The sequence below is a fragment of the Rhizobium sp. CSW-27 genome (assembly GCF_018760785.1).
GTDB lineage: Bacteria > Pseudomonadota > Alphaproteobacteria > Rhizobiales > Rhizobiaceae > Neorhizobium.
The window spans coordinates 1-17,394 of the sequence record NZ_JAHHZO010000021.1 but is presented as its reverse complement, the minus strand read 5'-3'; the positions used below and the strand labels follow the sequence as shown (position 1 = coordinate 17,394).

At 60.9% G+C, this 17,394-nt stretch carries 12 protein-coding genes and 1 pseudogene; 7 read left to right on the top strand and 6 right to left on the bottom strand.

The genetic code is table 11. The annotated features are described in order from the left end of the window. The first annotated feature begins 75 nt into the window (after positions 1-75). The 3 genes from tssH (at position 76) to KLP42_RS24445 (ending at position 7,803) form a co-directional block, all read left to right on the top strand. Positions 76-2,766, top strand: a complete 2,691-nt coding sequence (tssH, locus tag KLP42_RS24455) for a type VI secretion system ATPase TssH (protein WP_215570501.1) — start codon at positions 76-78, stop codon at positions 2,764-2,766. Positions 2,767-2,913: 147 nt separating this feature from the next. Continuing rightward, a complete protein-coding gene (locus tag KLP42_RS24450; protein WP_215570499.1) occupies positions 2,914-5,466 on the top strand; it encodes a caspase family protein in 2,553 nt (850 codons plus the stop codon). Between the two features lie 45 nt (positions 5,467-5,511). Then, positions 5,512-7,803, top strand: coding sequence for a peptidoglycan DD-metalloendopeptidase family protein (locus KLP42_RS24445; protein WP_215570497.1), 2,292 nt, complete (start codon positions 5,512-5,514; stop codon positions 7,801-7,803). 27 nt (positions 7,804-7,830) lie between these two features. On the opposite strand, the gene KLP42_RS24440 is transcribed toward KLP42_RS24445, so the two are convergent. The 4 genes from KLP42_RS24440 to KLP42_RS24425 are packed head-to-tail and all read right to left on the bottom strand — an operon-like array spanning position 7,831 to position 12,567. Next, positions 7,831-8,559: a DUF4123 domain-containing protein gene (locus tag KLP42_RS24440; RefSeq protein WP_215570495.1), complete on the bottom strand. Its 729-nt coding sequence runs from the start codon at positions 8,557-8,559 to the stop codon at positions 7,831-7,833. 37 nt (positions 8,560-8,596) lie between these two features. After that, positions 8,597-9,133, bottom strand: coding sequence for an ankyrin repeat domain-containing protein (locus KLP42_RS24435; protein ID WP_215570492.1), 537 nt, complete (start codon positions 9,131-9,133; stop codon positions 8,597-8,599). Then, complete coding sequence (locus tag KLP42_RS24430) at positions 9,130-10,473, bottom strand: Tle-like phospholipase domain-containing protein (RefSeq protein WP_215570490.1); 1,344 nt, start codon at positions 10,471-10,473, stop codon at positions 9,130-9,132. The genes KLP42_RS24435 and KLP42_RS24430 overlap by 4 nt, the downstream gene beginning before the upstream one ends. A gap of 33 nt (positions 10,474-10,506) precedes the next feature. Next, a complete protein-coding gene (locus tag KLP42_RS24425; protein WP_215570489.1) occupies positions 10,507-12,567 on the bottom strand; it encodes a type VI secretion system Vgr family protein in 2,061 nt (686 codons plus the stop codon). 221 nt (positions 12,568-12,788) lie between these two features. Here KLP42_RS24425 and tagH point away from each other — a divergent pair, with 221 nt between their 5' ends. From tagH to KLP42_RS24410, 3 genes are all read left to right on the top strand, one after another. Then, entirely contained in the window at positions 12,789-14,090 is a 1,302-nt protein-coding gene (gene tagH / locus KLP42_RS24420; protein WP_215570487.1) for a type VI secretion system-associated FHA domain protein TagH, read from the top strand. Positions 14,091-14,166: 76 nt separating this feature from the next. Beyond that, on the top strand, positions 14,167-15,621 hold the full coding sequence (locus tag KLP42_RS24415) for a hypothetical protein (RefSeq protein WP_215570485.1): 1,455 nt from the start codon (positions 14,167-14,169) through the stop codon (positions 15,619-15,621). Next, positions 15,622-15,912, top strand: coding sequence for a hypothetical protein (locus KLP42_RS24410; RefSeq protein WP_215570483.1), 291 nt, complete (start codon positions 15,622-15,624; stop codon positions 15,910-15,912). A gap of 486 nt (positions 15,913-16,398) precedes the next feature. Here KLP42_RS24410 and KLP42_RS24405 read toward each other — a convergent pair whose 3' ends face one another. Further along, positions 16,399-16,659: a hypothetical protein gene (locus KLP42_RS24405; RefSeq protein ID WP_215570481.1), complete on the bottom strand. Its 261-nt coding sequence runs from the start codon at positions 16,657-16,659 to the stop codon at positions 16,399-16,401. 144 nt (positions 16,660-16,803) lie between these two features. Between KLP42_RS24405 and KLP42_RS24400 the strand changes: the two genes are divergently transcribed. Continuing rightward, positions 16,804-17,271, top strand: a complete 468-nt coding sequence (locus KLP42_RS24400; RefSeq protein ID WP_215570479.1) for a DUF1036 domain-containing protein — start codon at positions 16,804-16,806, stop codon at positions 17,269-17,271. A gap of 12 nt (positions 17,272-17,283) precedes the next feature. Here the strand turns inward: KLP42_RS24400 and KLP42_RS24395 are convergent. After that, positions 17,284-17,394, bottom strand: a pseudogene (locus KLP42_RS24395) (IS630 family transposase); the annotation flags it as partial.

The following is a 17,394-nucleotide window of genomic DNA, read 5'->3' as shown; positions in this document are numbered from 1 at the left end:
GGAGCGGATGCAGGAAGGATTTCAACCTCTCCAGGGCAGGGGCCCGGGAACCGGACAGGGACAAGCGGGGGCATCATGAGCGACATAAGTCTGGAGACTGTGACCGGCAAGCTTAACGCGCTGGGTTACGAGGCTTTCATCAAGGCATTGCGCCATGCCAAGTCGGCCGGAAACAGGAATCTCGAACTGGCGCACTGGCTGCTGCACATCATAGAACACGACGCTTCGGACGTTTCACGCATTCTCGATCACATGCATATCGATCGAGGGCGCGTTCTGACGGACCTTGCGGGCGAAGTCGCCCGTTTCCGCGCGAACCAGACAGACATGCCGAACATTGCACCACAGATTGTCGACATGCTCGATCGTGGCTGGCACTATGCCACCCTGCAGTTCGGCGAGCTTCAGATCAGGACAGGACATCTGCTCGTCGCAGGCTTGAAGGAACGCGACGTGCAGCGCGCCCTGGTCAGCCACTCGCCCCTGTTTGCCAAGCTTGATCCGGAACGGATTATCGCCGAATTCAACGCGTTCTGCGATGGTTCCGCCGAATGCGATGCACGTCCTATGGATGGATCGGGCGTCGGGACCGGCCCCGGCTCTGCCAGCGGTGAGGCGGGAGCCAGGGGAACGACGGCGCTTGCACGCTTCACGGTGGACATGACTGCTCAGGCTGCTTCGGGCAAGCTCGACCCGGTCGTGGGGCGCGATGAGGAAATCCGGCAGATCATCGATGTCCTGTCGCGCCGCCGTCAGAACAATCCCATCCTGACGGGCGAAGCCGGGGTCGGAAAGACAGCCGTCGTGGAAGGGTTTGCCCAACGGATCGTCGCGGGCGATGTTCCGCCGCTTCTGCGTCATGTGCAATTGCTGGCGCTTGATATCGGACTGATGCAGGCCGGCGCTTCGATGAAGGGCGAGTTCGAGCAGAGACTGCGGTCAGTGATCGACGAAGTCCAGTCGTCACCCACGCCGATCATTCTGTTCATCGATGAAGCGCATACATTGATCGGTGCTGGCGGTGCCCAGGGAACAGGCGATGCGGCAAACCTATTGAAGCCGGCGCTGGCGCGTGGAACGCTGCGGACCATCGGCGCGACGACCTGGTCGGAATACAGGCAGCACTTTGAAAAGGATCCGGCGCTGACCCGGCGCTTCCAGCCCGTTCAGGTGCAGGAGCCGACGGTGGAAAAGTGCTGCCACATGCTGCGAGGTATCCTCGGCTCGATGGAAAGACATCACGGAGTGCGCATTTCCAATGCGGCTCTGGTTGCGGCCGTGGAATTGTCCGTACGCTACATTCCTGCCCGCCAGCTTCCTGACAAGGCCGTCAGCCTGCTCGATACGGCCTGTGCCCGCGTTGCCATCAGCCAGACAGGTACGCCCGCGGCGATCGAGGATCTGCGGGTCGCCATTCAGGCCGCAGAGAAGGAACTCGCATCGCTGCAGGCGGATCAGGAGCTTGGCGAACAGGATCCCGCCCGTGTCAGCGAACTGGAGGGCTATATCGCAGACAGAAGCGACCTGCTGGCGGCCAAGCAGGCCGCCTATCTGCGGGAGAAGGCAATCGTTGATGACATTGTGGAGGCGCGCAAGGCGCGACAGATTTCCGATCCGCCCGGCAGTGCTTCCCGAAGCGAACAGGCAGACGGCACCACGGACGGCGCCGATTCTGGAATCTATGCTCTTGATGAACGGTTGAAGGCGCTTGCCGGTCAGCTCGATGCGCTTAATCCGGATGACCGGATGGTCTATCCGCACGTCGACGAACAAGCCGTGGCTGCGGTCGTGTCTGCCTGGACCGGCATTCCGGTCGGACGCATGGTCCGGGATGAGATCCAGTCGATTCTTGATCTGCCCGGCATGTTGGGAAAGCGGGTGATTGGCCAGAGCCATGGCATCGAGATGATCTCGAAGCGCATCGCCATCAACCGCGCCGGGCTGGACAATCCCGGCAAGCCGATCGGTGTCTTCATGCTCTGCGGTCCTTCCGGCGTCGGCAAGACGGAAACCGCTCTCGCGCTGGCCGAGGCCATCTACGGCGGCGAGCAGAATATCATCACCATCAATATGTCCGAGTTCCAGGAGGCCCATTCGGTTTCTCTGCTGAAGGGCGCCCCTCCCGGTTATGTGGGCTACGGTGAAGGCGGACGCCTGACCGAGGCCGTTCGGCGCAAACCCTACAGCGCCGTGCTTCTCGATGAGGTCGAGAAGGCGCATCCGGATGTCCACGAACTGTTCTTTCAGGTCTTCGACAAGGGGCGGATGGAAGACGGCTCCGGCCGAATGATCGACTTCAAGAACACGTTGATCATTCTGACCTCCAACGTCGGCACGGAAGCCATCATGGAGATGACGGACCATGGAAGGAAGGAGGTGGATGCCGATGTGCTTGCCCAGGCATTGCGGCCTTATCTGCTCTCCGTCTTCCCTCCGGCCCTGCTTGGTCGCATCGTGGTCATCCCCTATGTTCCCTTGTCCGACCAGATGATGGCGCAAATCGTCGGCCTGCAGCTGAAGCATGTGGCCAACCGGATTCGTGACAACTACTCCGCCCGCTTCGAGTACACCCCGGCGGCGGTCAGCCACATCGTTTCCCGGTGCAACGAGCCCGATTCGGGCGGCCGGATGATCGAGAACATCATCATGAACCGGATCCTGCCGGAACTTGCCCGGGAGCTTCTGCAAAGGATGATGGCAGGTTCCTCGCCCGGTCTTGTGTCGCTGGACGTCCAGCAGGAGGAATTCGTCTATAGCTTTGCGTGACCTGGGTGGTTGGTGTCCGGGAGGGGCAGGCAACTCGAGTGACGGTCCGGATCTCCTGCGCAGGCTGGTCTTTCCGGGTTGTTGTCTGGATTTGGCAACGTATTGCTGTTATGAATTGATATGCGCTAATCTTGCTGAAGAGCGAATATGTGTCGCCTGCGGAAACTGGCCTCGGTTCTATTCAGGATAATGTTGGCTTTTGCTGTTGTGTCGACACAGGCTGGGCTTCATTTTTCTCCTGCGTCCGCTGCGGTTGATCCGGCAGAGGGCAGGGTGGCCCTTGTCGTGGGCAATGCCAACTATCGCAATGTGCCGAAGCTGAAGAACTCCGTTCGTGATGCTGCTCTTGTTGCGAAGGCTCTGCGCGATGTGGGTTTTGACGTTGTCGAGAAGACGGATGTTTCCCGCCGGGGCTTCGAAGCTGCGGTCAAGGAGGCGATCGGCAAGGCGAAGGGAGCCAGCACAATCTTGTTCTACTTCGCCGGCCATGGCTTCCAGTTGAATGGCCGCAACTATCTGGTGCCCACCGATGCGGCCCTGAAGGACCGGAAGAAGATCACGCAAGAGACCATGTCTCTTGACGATCTTATCACGCAGCTTTCCGTCCGGGATCGCCAGACCATCGTCTTTCTCGATGCATGCCGGGACAATCCGATCCCGCAATCGGCTCGCGCCGAGCGTGGATCCGAAGGTCTGGCACAGATCGAGACAGGCAGCGGGCTTTTTGTCGCCTTTGCCACCCAGCCGGGCAATGTGACGGCGGACGGAAAGGGCGATAACAGCCCGTTCAGTCTGGCACTTGCTGCACAGATCCCTGAGGAAGGGCAGAGCATTTCGGACATGATGATCAATGTCCGCAACATGGTGGAGGAGAAGACCCTTCACCGGCAAACGCCCTGGGACCAGTCCTCGCTGCGATCGCAATTCTACTTCAAGCCGGCCCCCGAAGAGGAAAGCGCGGAATGGACGGAAGAGGAGCTCGCGGAGTTGCAGGCCTTCGCCAAGGCCAATCCCGCCTTTCTCGAAAAGTTCAAGAAGAGCTTTCGCGGGCTGAAGATCGTGGAGGGGGAGGAGGCCAGCGGGGCTGAGGTCGCTTCCTTGCGCATCGAACCGGCCGAGGCGGATGAGGCAGGACCAGCGCCTGGCAGCGATGCGCCGCAGGCGGCGGCGACTGAACCTCTGGCGTCGCAAGGGGTGGCTGTGGATGTCGTTGACCGTGCCGGCGAGCCAGCCCAACCTGAGGCGGTCCCTCCCGCACGGAATGGTCCTGCGTTATCGGAAGAGGCTCCTGTTCCTGTGCCGGAGGTCGCGACAGTTGTCCCGCCCCAACCCGAGCCCGCCCCTCCGGAGCCTACGCCTGCTCTTGAAAACGTGCCGGTCGAGAGGGCAAGGCCCGGCTTGCAGATCCTGGCCGCCACCGAGGCCGACGATGATCCGACCTCGGCGACCGGGCAGCCGCCAGGCTTTCCGGCCGAACAGACACTGCCTGTGACTGCCGAGCCTGCCGCGTCTGGCCATGAGCCGAATTCCCGAGTCGCCAATGAAACACCGCTGCCGGCAGCGGAGGGCGCGATTGTCGTCGCCCGAGTGGAGAGCGCCCCACCGACGACGAGCCCGGCGACATCCCCGGTGCCGGACAAACCGGCAGGCGGGATCGATCCGGTACCTGCGACGACTTCCGCCGCACCGACCGCCCCGGCTGCTGCCGATGTCGAACCGGCTGCACAGGTGATGGCAGATGGTCCGGCACGACTGCTGGTTCAGGGGGCGGATGACGATGAGAGGGCGCCTTCCGACGTCCCGTCCTCCGACAATGCAGGTGCTTCGGTGGGGGATGCGACGCCCGAACGGCAGGAACTGGCCGCTCTTCCTCCGGACAGGGGTGCTCCGGCGGTTCCTTTCTCCACGCCTGTTCCCCTGCCTTCCGTTGAAGATCCGGCAAAGTCTGCCGCGTCTCTTGAGGAGGGGCGAAGGGCCGAGCCTTCGATCGTCCCCGTCGAGCCCGCCTCTGCATCGCCTGAACCGGCGCAGACACCGGTGCCGCGGCAGGTCGATGCGGCTTCGGACTCTGGTGCAAATCCGATGCCGGATGCCTCCGGCGCCATCGCAGGCGAGGCCACGGCACCCGTTGCCCGGCCGCTTGAGGAGAGGCTCGATAATGTTGGTCCGGTTCCGGAGAACTCTGGGCCTGAGAGTGGCAGCATGGAGCTTGCTGCACTTGCACCGGACCGGCAGCCGGCAACGATATTGCTCGCGCCGCCGGCGCCAGATGCCGTGGACCTTCCACCCCCTGCACCGGCAATTCTGCCCGATCCGGAGCAACAGACGCGGATGGCGATGGCAGCGCAGAAGGAACTCAGCCGGCTCGGCTGCTATGTCGGTGGGGTCGACGGCAACTGGGGCTCCAGATCGGCTAAGGCATTGTTGCGGTATTACTCGCAAAAGAAGGCGCAGCCGGATGAACTTGAACCTACGGAAGGCCTGGTGGCAAGATTGCAGAGTGAACCGGTGGTGATTTGCAAATCCGCGCCCTCAAAGCCGAAACCGTCGGGCGGCGATGCCACGGCTGCCGGCAAGTCCGCGCCGGGCAAGAACGCGCGCTCCGGGACAGGCAATGCAACGGTGTCCGCCACGGCGGGAAAGCCGGCTCCTGCTCTTGAAAAGCTTAAGAAATTTAGTCTTCCGGGTGCGTACCGCTGATGCGGGAATGTTCCTGGAGATGCGGCATGCCGGGCTGTTCCAACGGTGTTGTTGTTCAAGATGCACAAGATTGATGACAGCTTCCGGCAAAGAAAGCAGACCGAAGCGCGTGCAAGGCGGCGGCGTCGATGGCGACGGCGCATGGCCATGGCTGTCGCGGGCCTAACGTTTGCCGGCGTCTGCCTCGCAGTATGGTTCTATCGTCAGACGTCCGTCCCGATGGCCCCCACCCCCAGTGACAACATTGCTGCGCCCGTGCCCACCCTCGCACCTTCCCTGATCGATCTGCCAGGCGATCCGCTGCGGATCGAACTTGCATCCAATGGTGGCCGATCGGTTATTGTCATACCGGAAGTGCCTGGGGAATTCAGGGATTCCGGTGTTACGGGTCCCATCAGCCTGCTTCACGAGACGATTCTGCCGACAAGTCAGCGGCTTATGGCCTCCATTCCCTCGACGCCGCAGGATTTTGCATTTTTCCAGGCTCAGCGAGCGGCGGCCATGGCGCCGTCCATGCCGCTGAACGGTGGCGATCCAGCCACACGCACCGCACCTGCCAACACCGCCGATAATCCTTCGCAGGCCCAGGAAACGCGAGGTGGTGGATGGAGCGACATCACCTCCGCCGGTCTTGAGGGGGCCGATGCCAGCTTTCGCAAGACCATGGTGGAAAACAACGTCTCCAGCATCAGTCTGATTGCCGAAACGCTGCGGAAGGTTTCCACGCAGGATGACATTCACCGGGTGGTAATGGCCACACCGGTGACGGCCTTCCTGAAAGGGAGTGGCCTGTCGGATGCAGACGCTCAGCAGCTCTCAGTGGGAATTCGGGCTGCTGCCGGTCTCGAAACCCTTCCGGCCGGTGCTATCGTAGCCATGCGTCACCTCGCAGGTGACCCTGCGCAGCCGTCACATCGTCTTGTGCAGCTTGCGATTTATCAGGCCGATTCCTTTCTTGCAGCCTTTGCCTTGGATGGAGCGGGGCAATTCGTCTCCGCTGCCGATCCCTGGCTGGCCCAGAATCTGTTGCGACTGCTGGACGACGCTTCGCCGCCCAGCCAGGAGAGACGATACCGGCTGCTGGATGGCATCTATTCCGTCGGCCTGCGCAACGGAATTTCCTCGGTCGTCATCGGTGAAGCCATCATGCATCTCGCGCGCGCGCATGATCTCGGCCGGTTCGCCTCAGTCGAGGACAGTCTGACGCTGCTCTATGCCGATGATGCCCGAGCGGGCGCAGGCGGGCAGAGTCGCGTGCTGTATGTCGGTGTGGACGGACCCGAGACTGCCATGCACTGCTTCGTGTTCCGGCCTGCGCATGCCGGTGACTTCAGTTGTCTTGGAGATGTCGGGGCGGGCAAGCACGGTGCCCTGAACGGCATGGTGACGCCGGTGGCGGGTGTGATGACCGCGACGTTCGGCCCGCGCCGTCACCCCATCCTTCACAAGGTGCTGATGCATGAGGGAGTTGACTGGGCGGCGCCGGTCGGAACGCCGGTTCGTGCGGCTTACGCGGGACGGGTTGTCGCGGTCGGCGACGCCGGCACGCTGGGCAATTACGTGAAGATCGAGCATGATCGCGACAGGGCGACCGGTTACGCGCATCTGAGCGGCTTTGCCCCTGGACTCACGGTCGGGCAGCAGGTCAAGGCAGGCGATCTGATCGGTTATGTGGGCACCTCCGGGCAATCGGCCGGGCCACATCTTCACTTCGAGCTTTATGCCGGCGGCAAGCCCATCGATCCGCTCCAGGACGCGATAGCCTTCGCGGACAAGGGAGATCAGGCGGTCGAGGCACTCGTCGACCAGATCGTTCGCGTCGAAAGCGCCGGGGATGCGACTGCCAAAAACCCGTTGTCCACGGCCCTTGGCCTCGGTCAGTTCATCGAGGCGACCTGGATGCGCATGATGACGACGCACCGTCCCGATCTGGCGCAGTCACTGGATCGCCAGCAGATTCTGGCGCTTCGGCTCGATCCGACTCTTTCACGCGAGATGGTGGCCAATCTGGCGCGCGAGAACAGGTCCTTTCTTGAGGCCGGGGGGCAACCGGCGACAGCCGGGCGCCTTTATCTTGCGCATTTTCTCGGTCCCGAGGGCGCCAGAGCGGTGCTATCCGCCCAAGACGAAGAGCCGCTTGAAACCCTGCTCGGCAACCAGGTCATCCAGGCAAACCCTTTCCTCACCGGCAAAAATGCCGCCTATGTCAAGAACTGGGCTGATCAGAAGATGATGCGGCGCGCCGTTTCCCCGGCCCGCGTCGAAGTCCCGGCATCACCGGAATTCGAGAACTATCGCACGGCAATCCTGACGCTCATCGCAGGCAACAGGCGTTGAATTCCGGTTGGCGCAAATGCCTGCAGTTCAGTGGTGGCCTCGACTACAGAGGCTCCGTTCACCGATGGGGGCCAAACGCGCATATTGTGGAGGGAGAATCCGGAGCATGCCCTGCGGTGTCGGCGGCAGATGTCCGGGACGGGCAAAGCACCGGATGCCACCGGAAGCCGGACACTCAAGCACGATACCGCCAGCCTGCCCGAACAGACGTGAAACCTGCTGTGCATTCAGCAGTGGAAGGAGCGCCGCCATCACTTTCGGATCGGCATGACGCAAGAAGGCCGGTTCGTAGAGTTGTCGAGGCGCCGGTACCGTTTCCTCTCCGTGGACATGGGCCGTATGATCGCAGTGATGGTGCGGGCCGGGTGCTATCGGGGCCCGTTTCAGATGGTCGTCACCGTCGTGCTGGACGCCTTCCGGCGTGTCCGTTGGAACTTCGACCAGGTTGAGCGAACGGACATGCCGGTACACGGCGTCCCCGCTTTGCTCTCCCTCATCGGGCCATGACCACCAGACAAGTGCGGGCCGTCCGTCGGCGAGTGCATGTAACTGTCTTGCAACAAGGCGGTCCCTGAGAGGCACAAGAAAAGGTCCGAGCGCCTGCAGATCCGGATCTGCCTCCTCCTGGTACAATGGGTTGAGGGGGAGGTTCAACCCCAGGAGGGATGACGGCAAGTCATCGAAATGCGCCCCGTCGATGACCGCAAACTTGCGTCCTTCCAGGGAATCAAGTGCCGAAAGGATTTGCTCCATCATGGATGCGGTCCTGTTTCGAGCGGCCGTGGCGATGGATCTAACGACCTTTGGTCGCCGGCGGCCAGGCTCCTTTTTGCTGAAGGTCTCTCACCTGTTGCGGCGAGAGGACGGTATCCAGCAGGTGAAGTTCGGAAAGCATTGCGCGAACCCGAACGAGGGCTTGGCCATAGCGGCCGTCGAGATCGACGCGGGATTTCTGAGACAGAAAGGCGAGCGTAAAGCCCTCATCATCGGCGACACTGGGATCTGCGCCGCGGATCAGGAAGTATTCGACCGTGCTCCAGTCGTCGATCAGGGCAGCTGCTAGAACGGGTGTCACGCCGAAGCCATCCCTGACCTCAAGACTCTCTCCGTTGTTGAGGAGCTTTTCGATCGCCGCCCGATCTTCGCTCAGAATGCTATCGAAAATCTCGGGTCTCGTGTTTGCTGCCGCAGCAGAACTCGGCATTATCCATTCAGTCACGTTCTTCATTCCTTTTTCCGTAGATCCGGCGCTCGATCGGAATTCATAGCCTGACAATGTCAACAATGAGAGTAGCAAGGCTATGCGCGTTCCTCGGTAGGATGATTTCATCTGACGGGCTCCTGCGCCAATTCAGCACTGACCCGCTCTGCTTCACGCGCAAGAGAATCCTGCATTTTGTCCATAGAGTGAAGGCGACGTTGCCGCCCAAGTTCACTTGCAGCAGAAAATCCAGGTGGAAGAAAAAGTGCAGGCACTTCATCCAGTGATCTTAGGCGCTGATAGCGAGCAATTTCCGCTTCAACTGTTCCATACGCACGCTCCACAAAATCCGGTATCCAGTTTTCTCGGTCGACATGCGCCGAAACCATCGCAGTTTCCTCGCTGGTCCACAATGGCGCGGCCGCGACGGGATGGCGCGTGCCATAGGCAGAGGGCGCAATCCCTGGATTATTGTCCTGAAACTGGCTGAGGGGATCTAATTCATGGAACCATGCATCCACAGGGGCAGATATTTTGCCGACTCGCGCCTGAGTGCTTGGATGCAAACCCGCGGCGTTAAAGGTTATCGCCGGTTCCCCGCTGGCGACCGCCGCCGCCGATGCAAGTCCCCCGCCGAGGGAGTGGCCGGTGAAACGCACATTTCCGGGTACACGATTGGAGACGCGCGTCGCAATGCGGGCTGCCTGGTTGTAGTAACGAGAATCAAAACCATTACCTTGAATCAGGTTATGCCACCAGTCCTCCAAAGTTGTCGTGCCTTTGAACGCGATCGTATAGCTTTCTTTCGCGGTCTCCGGGTCCGTATGAACAAAGACATCGGCGCGAAAGTCGGAATTGGGGAGGCGCGTTTCGTATGCGCCTGTTGCTGGTTTGTACAGCCCAAGGGCCTCCAGATCCTTCAGCGTTGCACGACGCGTATTGGGAGGAAGCGGCGCATCCTCTCCCTCATAGGCCGCGGCGGCAAGCATTGCCATGGCGCGTGCGTCGGCCAGTTGTGCGGCTCTCTGCTGCAGGGCCTGTCTTGACGCCGGTTCCGTTGCATCTGTCACTGTCTCGCTTTCTGCGAACGGTTCCCCCTTGATGAAGGCATATCCGGCGGCGGCGGCGGATTTCAGCGCCTCCCACGTCATCTTGAAGCCGGCCCCGCCGCCGCGCTCGCCAATCAGCACATTCATCTGGCCCATGATGATGACGCCGCCATGGGCGGTCCCGTCCCCCATCCGCGCCGCCATCAGATTGTTGAAGAAGACCGTCGGCGATCCCTGGATGATCGTATCGGGGGGACCAATGCACAGGGCCTTGTCGGTCACCCTCGCGGCCGGCAGATTGCCGATCAGAATATTGGTCGAGCACGCCGGAAGGATCGGCCCACCGATATGGGGCTTTGGTCCCGGATCAACCATTGGGCAGAGGTGATAATCCGAGAGACGTGCCGCTGGTTTGCCCATGTCCTGGCCTCGTTTTGGTTCCTGTTCTTCTGCCTATTTCTGGCTTGAGCGCGGATAACGCGTGGCATGGGGGCCGGCATAGGCCTTGGGGCGCTCCAGCTTTTTCCGGGACACCGGGCTGCCGCTGGAGGGGCTGCCTCCACAATTGACACGAACCATCGTGCCCTCGATCTGGATTCCCGCCGGCGTGATGGAGATGAAGTTGCCGCCCACCTTGAGGCAGATCGACAGGCCGGCCTCGATCACGATCTGTTTGCCTGCGTCGAGGAAATAGTTCGAAGCGATCTTGGTGTGCCCCTTGCCGCCGGCTTCGATGCGCATGTCGCCGCCGCTGCTCGCATGCATGGCGCCGCCCACCTCCAGGATCTGATCATCGGCAATCTGAACATGCTCGGCGCCGCCAATCTTGCTGTAATGGGAGGCGCCGATGGTCACGTGACGCTCCTTGTCCACCACTTCGCGATGGCTGCCGCTCACGGTCATGTCCTTGTCGCCGCCAATGCTCTGGGATGCAGATTTCGTGATGTTGACGTCGCGATTGCCGCCGATCTTCCAGGTTTCATTGTCGAGGACGATGGCATTCAGATATTTCTGCGCATGCAGGAAAACCTCTTCCTCGTCCCTCTCATCCTCGAAGCGGAATTCGTTGAAGCCCGTGCCCTTGTGGCTGTCCGACATGAGGGTCGACCGGGTCTTGAACTGCGGCAGCGTGTAGGGGGGCATGCTGTCACCGTTGTACACGCAGCCGGTGACCAACGGCCGGTCTGGATCTCCCTCCAGGAACTCGACGACAACCTCCATGCCGATGCGCGGAATGATCATGCCGCCCCAGCGCCGGGACGCCCAGGTCTGGGCGACGCGGCAACGCATCGACTGGTCGTTCTTGCGGTCCCAGTGGAAGCGCACCAGGATCCGGCCATATTCATCGCAGTCTATTTCCTCTCCGTCCGCGCCAACCACGAAAGCGGTCTGGGGACCATGGACAAGCGGCTTGCGGGTGATGGCCGCGGGGCGGAAGGGAATCTCGCTGGAGAGCAGTTCGTACTGCCCCTCATAGCTGTCCTCACCCGTCGCGGCGCCGCCCGAGCGATAGCTTTGCGACACGAATGTGTGCTGGCTGCGCAACACCACATATTCCTTGTTATAGCCTGAAATCGGATGTCCGTTCAGGTTGACGGTCGATCCGGGAAAGATCGTCACGCAATTGCCGGTCGCAAGGCACCGTTTATCCTGCGCCTCTTCAGCCTGCAGCCGTAAGCTCGATACCGATCGCCCGTCCGGTTGCTTCTCGTAGCGGCCGGGATAGTCATAGATTTCCTGGTCGGCGTGCTCATAGCTGCCGGTGCCGGCAAACACCGCTTCCATCTGCGCCTTCGGCGTCTTGAAGTTGTAGTCACGCAACGTGGCGCGGCCGGATGTGAAGCGACGCTCCGGAATCCAGTGATTGAAGCACTCCTCTGTCCGGCGATCCTGCCCGGCCAGCGGAATGTAACTGCGGCTTTCTCCGGGAGCGGGATCGTACTTGCTGTTGTTGTCCACCAGGATCAGCTTGTGCTGCCCCTGCTCGTGCTCGAAGAAAAAGCTGATGCCGGATTCCTCAAGCAGCCGGCAGACGAAGGCGAGGTCGCTCTCACGGTACTGGACGCAGTATTCGAGGACCGGATAGGTCCCGCCCGTCCGATCCTCGAAGGATGCGAACGAGTGCCGCGCGAAGACCTGCCTCACAATGTCCGGAACGGTCCGGTTATGGAATATGAAGCAATCGGTCCGGTAGGATAACAGCCAGAGCCAGGGGCGCAGGACCAACCGGTAGACGTGGAACTGTCCGCGGACGCCAAGCCACTGGGATTCGGTGAGGATACCGTCAAAATGGCGCTCGGCGCCATTGATGCTCTTGAGTGTCAGCGTAATATTCTTGCCGAGAAAATCATCAAAATCGATGTCTGCATGAATGCTGGCCGCCTCGATGCGGTATTCGAACAGCTCGCTGACCGCCTCCGAACCGTCAAACCGCGAAACGACGAGATAATCATCTTCTCCGGGCGTCGTAAGGACTGCCGCTCGATTGTCCTGCCGCGGCATAATGGTCATCATCAATCTCCGCTTTGTCGCTATTTTATCCTCTTCGGCTTCAAATCTGGAGTCAACATCTATTCAATGCAGTTTTGTTTTGTAGTAGCATCGCATGCATAACAATTTCACGTTCCTGGATTATTTGCCATTTGCATACCTAAGGTCATGATGTTGTACGAAAACCGTCCTTGCCTATAGTGTGCCTGTCTGTTTTCAATCAGGATTGTAGAAGAGGCATTGGAATGGACAGCATTACGCTCCGGATCACCAACGTCGACAGGCTGCCGGATGGTGGTCCTTTGAGCTATTCTTCCACCGGGCAGAGATTCGAAATTGGCCGCGAGGCCCCCCGGGACTGGGTCTTGCCCGATCCGCAGCTGTTCATTTCGGGTCGCCACTGTGAGATCGTGCCCGAAGGCGATGCCTATGTGCTCTACGACGTTTCGCGCAACGGGACGTTTCTGAACGGGGCACAGCAGCGCATGAAAAGCCCCCATCGTCTGGCCCATGGGGACACGCTGGTGATCGGTGCCTACGTCGTTTCGGTTTCCATTGCGTCGCCGGTGGAGTTGGTGTCGCAAGCCTGGGGATACCCGGCGACGGCTGGTAGCGCTCCGGTTCCCCCGGTGCCGGAGGACGAGGACATATGGGGGGCTCCGTCGGCGATCGCTTCGCCTCCCATGGACAAGCGCCTTTTTGCCGCGGATGCGGCGCAGATCGCCGACGGGCCGGATTTTGTCGGGTCGCATCTTGCCATTCCGGTCGCCCAGCCGATGGTATCACCGCAGGCAAGGGCGGTTCTGCCGCCGGGGGCCGGCCTGCCGGAGTTTCCGTCACTGTCCGGCGCCGGTGCCGGCCCCTATGCGGGCGGGGTGGCTGTGCCCGGCGCCGGGGAGAATATGCCGCATGCCTTCGGCGCGGTGCCGCTTGCACAGGCTCCGGCGGAACGCCCTCCTCGAGGGGGCCAGGATGAATCGCTTCTTGCTGCATTTCGAGAGGGTGCCCGCCTGCCGGCCCATGCGCTGGGCAATCGCAGCCCGAACGAGATCATGCGTGAAATCGGCATGTTGCTTGCCATGATCACGGACCAGGTCGCCCAGTTGCTGCGCGCGCGTGCCTCCGCCAAGGCCATGGTCCGTACAAGCAGCCGCACGATGATCGGTGCGCGCGACAACAATCCGATGAAGTTTCTGCCGGATCCGGTGGAGGCCCTGGAAGCCATGCTGTCGCGCGGGCGCCCGGGCTATCTGGATGGACCGCGGGCGTTCCAGGAGGCATTCGCCGATCTGAAGGGCCACGAAATGGCGACCTACGCCGCCATGCAGCGCGCACTGGCGCGCCTGCTCGAGGACCTGTCACCCGAGGCGATTGAATCCAAGATCACGCAATCGACCTTCGCCAACAGGAAGGCAAAGGCCTGGGAGATCTTCGTGGCGCGCTGGGAGGCGAAGACCGAAGCGCATGCAAACGGAATGCTGGACGTTTTCCTTCTCTATTTCTCGGAAGCCTATCAGGAAATGTCAGCCAAGGTGCCTCCTCGATGAGCGGTCTTGCGCCGGCACGGTGGCATGCCGCGGTCGCGGCCCGAAGGTGTCCAGTCGCCGATCATGAGGTGATGCGTTGACGCGCTCGGCCGCCGACATCATTTCTCTCAGTACGGGGCGGGAGAGCCTGCTGATCGGACCGCCCTCCGCCTTCGGCGTGCAGTCTCGCGAGCTCGTCATCAGGGACCGGCTACGCGCGCTTGCCGTGCTTGAACTGTTTCTGACGCGCCCGCATGCCGACCAGCTCCTGCGGCCATATTTGAGGCGGTGGGGCTTCGATCCCGTCGCACTGCAATATTCGGACCGGGCGGGGATGATCGAGCAATTGACGCGTGCCGTCTCGGGGGGCAGCCTCGCACTTGCAGTCGTGCCGGAGGTCACGCTGGCCTTTGCCGCAGCACAGGACCGGCCCGTCGCCGTCCGCCCAGCTTCGCTTTCCGCGCCTCGACCGCATCTCCCCGACAGCCTGCAGGAGAGGATGGTTCTCGTTCTCGAAATGGTGCCGGATCATCTGCAGGGCGAAATGCTGCTGGCCTTCAAGAATGCGGTTGATGGCAGGGTGGAGCTGCTGGCAATCGGCGTCGTTGCCTGGGTAGGGGCTCATTTTGTGCCCGGCCTCAACCTGGCGATCCTCGCCTTTGACCTCTTCTGCCTGTCCGGCGACGTCATTCAGGCGCTGGAAACCCTGGTGACCGTCATCCGCGATGTCCGCAATGCCGGCTCCCTGGAGGATCTGAAGCCCTCGGCACGTCTGCTGGCAGGGGCGATCGCGACGCTGATTGCGGAAGGGATTCTCAGCCGCCTGCTGAAGACGCAGACTCCTACCCGAGGTGTCGGAAAGGCGGGAGGGCACCCCGATCGCAAGCCAAGCCCGCAGAAGACGCCACAGAGACAGGTGGAGCCGCGGCGCCCACGGGATGAACCTGTGGTTGATTTGGGAGCCTATCACGTAGATGCATCGAGCAAAAAGCGTACGGTTTTGCAGAGTGAGTCAGATAAGGACGCCGCCGAAAACTTCAGAACCTTTACCGCGCACGGCATGTCGCGCCGGCAGGCAATCGCGTTTCTCAAGACCGCTGAAGGACGGGTCATGATCAATGATCTAGCCGAATTTCACCAGTCCAATTATCGTGAGGCTCGCGCACGAGCCTTCGAAATGCTGGCGTCATCGACCTCGCCGCCAAAATTACGTCGAGCAACCGAGCCCCTGATCAAGATCGTCCCAGTGGATTCAAGGGGCGTCAGTGCGGGAACTCCCTACTTTACAACGACGCGGGAGCTTGCCCGTGCCCAAGCGTCAGGAATGCCACTGCACGAGTATTTCGGGCTTCCCATTGCGTGCGAGTCCAATCGGTATAATGTTTACAAGATAACGCCCAAAGAAAACGCCAATGTCTTCGTATCCAAGGTCGCTCCGACCAGCGAGTTGGACGGGCGAGTAAAGAAGAGAGGCGGGGCAGAGCAGTGGCTCGTAACCAACAGGAATGACTGGAGCGCACCCGAGCGCCTGAATGATATAGAAGGCCCGTAAATGGAAACCATAGATCCCGAAAAGCTGCGATCTGCTGCACTGCGGCTGAAAATTTTGCTGGAGACCTACGCCGCCACGGACAAAGAAGTCGCGGATCTGGAAGTTTCTCTTGCTCGTTCCATCTCAGACTCTCTTGAAGGGCGCGTGGACAGGCCGATGGAGTTTCACGAAATTCCGCTGTCGAGAGCTTTTTCCGAGGGCAATCTTGCGACCTATGAAGATCTGCATGATGCCTATGCCTCCTATGTGGTTGAAGCGACGGGCGGCATGGACGATGAAGACGAGGAGTGATTATGACATCTCCTGCCGGAAACTGATGTCACGGGCAGGCGGCTATGTATATCCGTCCGTCCGGGCTGCGAAAGAAGCAGTTTCCAGGCTGTGAAGGGGTCGGCCCGACAAGCTGCGGGGCAGGCGATGCGATTCTGGGCGCGGATGTACATCCGCACACGCCAAAAATAACTGCCGCGAAACAGAAAAACAGCTTCATGAGACTCCCCGACGACTTTGTGTCCAAACTAGAGCCCAGCGGCGCGGCATAATCAAGCCTTCCAGCTGCGCGCCGTGCCGGAAAATCCTGCACGGCGCGCAGCTGGACCATGGATCAGTGATCGCGGGTATTGCTGAACGCGGGACCCCGCCTGTCTGCGGGACAGTTCTGCGAGAGGGGGCGCCCTGTTTCGTCAGGCGGCCGGGACCGGCAGGCTCTTGAGGTCGTCCCTCTTGCCGACGCCAGTCCGGGTGCCGCTTTGCAGTGGCGGATAGAGTGCGACTGTCTCAGCGGAAGGCGCCGATGGTCGGGGGAAGCGGCAGGGTGATCTTGCGCGGCTTGGGCGCGTCTTCAACAGCGCTCGTGGTCTGGTAGTCGATACCGGCCTTTGCTGTCGGTCCGAAATTGTTCTGCGCCTTCGCGTTACGCTGAAGCGTCTGGGCCGGCTTGCCTTCCGTGACGGCCTTTGCGGCTGTCTGGGCATTGGCGAGGCAGGCGAAGGAAGAGGCTGCAACCAGGGTTGCCACTGCTACGAAAAACTTGGGCATGCTTTTTCCTCTCGTTGGATGATGTTATACTTGCCCAAGGCGCTTATTTTTGCAATCGAAAGGCTTTTTGTTGGGTGACGAAGGGTAGCTTGCTTTGTGAAATTTGAATGTTGCGATGTAATGATCTGTTGAGGACTTTTACCGATGCGTTTACACCGCTGGACCAAGGCGACTTTGTCCTGGGCGCGCGGAGCGCCGGGCGCGTCCCGTTGTCTCTCCCTGGTGTTGTGGTTTGCAGCTTTCTCCGTTCTTGCGGCGTTGCCGGCGCGTGCCGAATTTTCCGTTTGTAATCAATCCCTTGACGTTGTCAATGTCGCAATCGGATACGAGGAGGACGGCGAATTCCAGACCGAAGGCTGGTGGAGCATCGGTGCCAACCGTTGTGTCGATGTCATTCGCCAGCCGCTCATGGGGCGCTTTGTCTATGTCTATGCGCAGGACGTCTTCGGTCAGGCGGTGGTGGAGGGATCGGTACCGCTTTGCGTCGGCACGTCCCGCTTTCTCATTCGCGGAACCGGAGAGTGCTGGGTCAGGGGGCAGGTAGAGGCGCGGTTCAGCGAGGTGGATACGCTGGAGCAGGAGCGCTGGACCCTGTTTCTGCAGGCACCCTAGAGCGTTTCCCTTTCATGCTGGATCGTAACCACATGATGTGAAGAAGTTGCGAGCCTCTTGTGGCTCGACGAGGTCAATCAGTTTCCCGATCCTGTCCCAAAGGCCAGTTACGGTGCGCTCTGC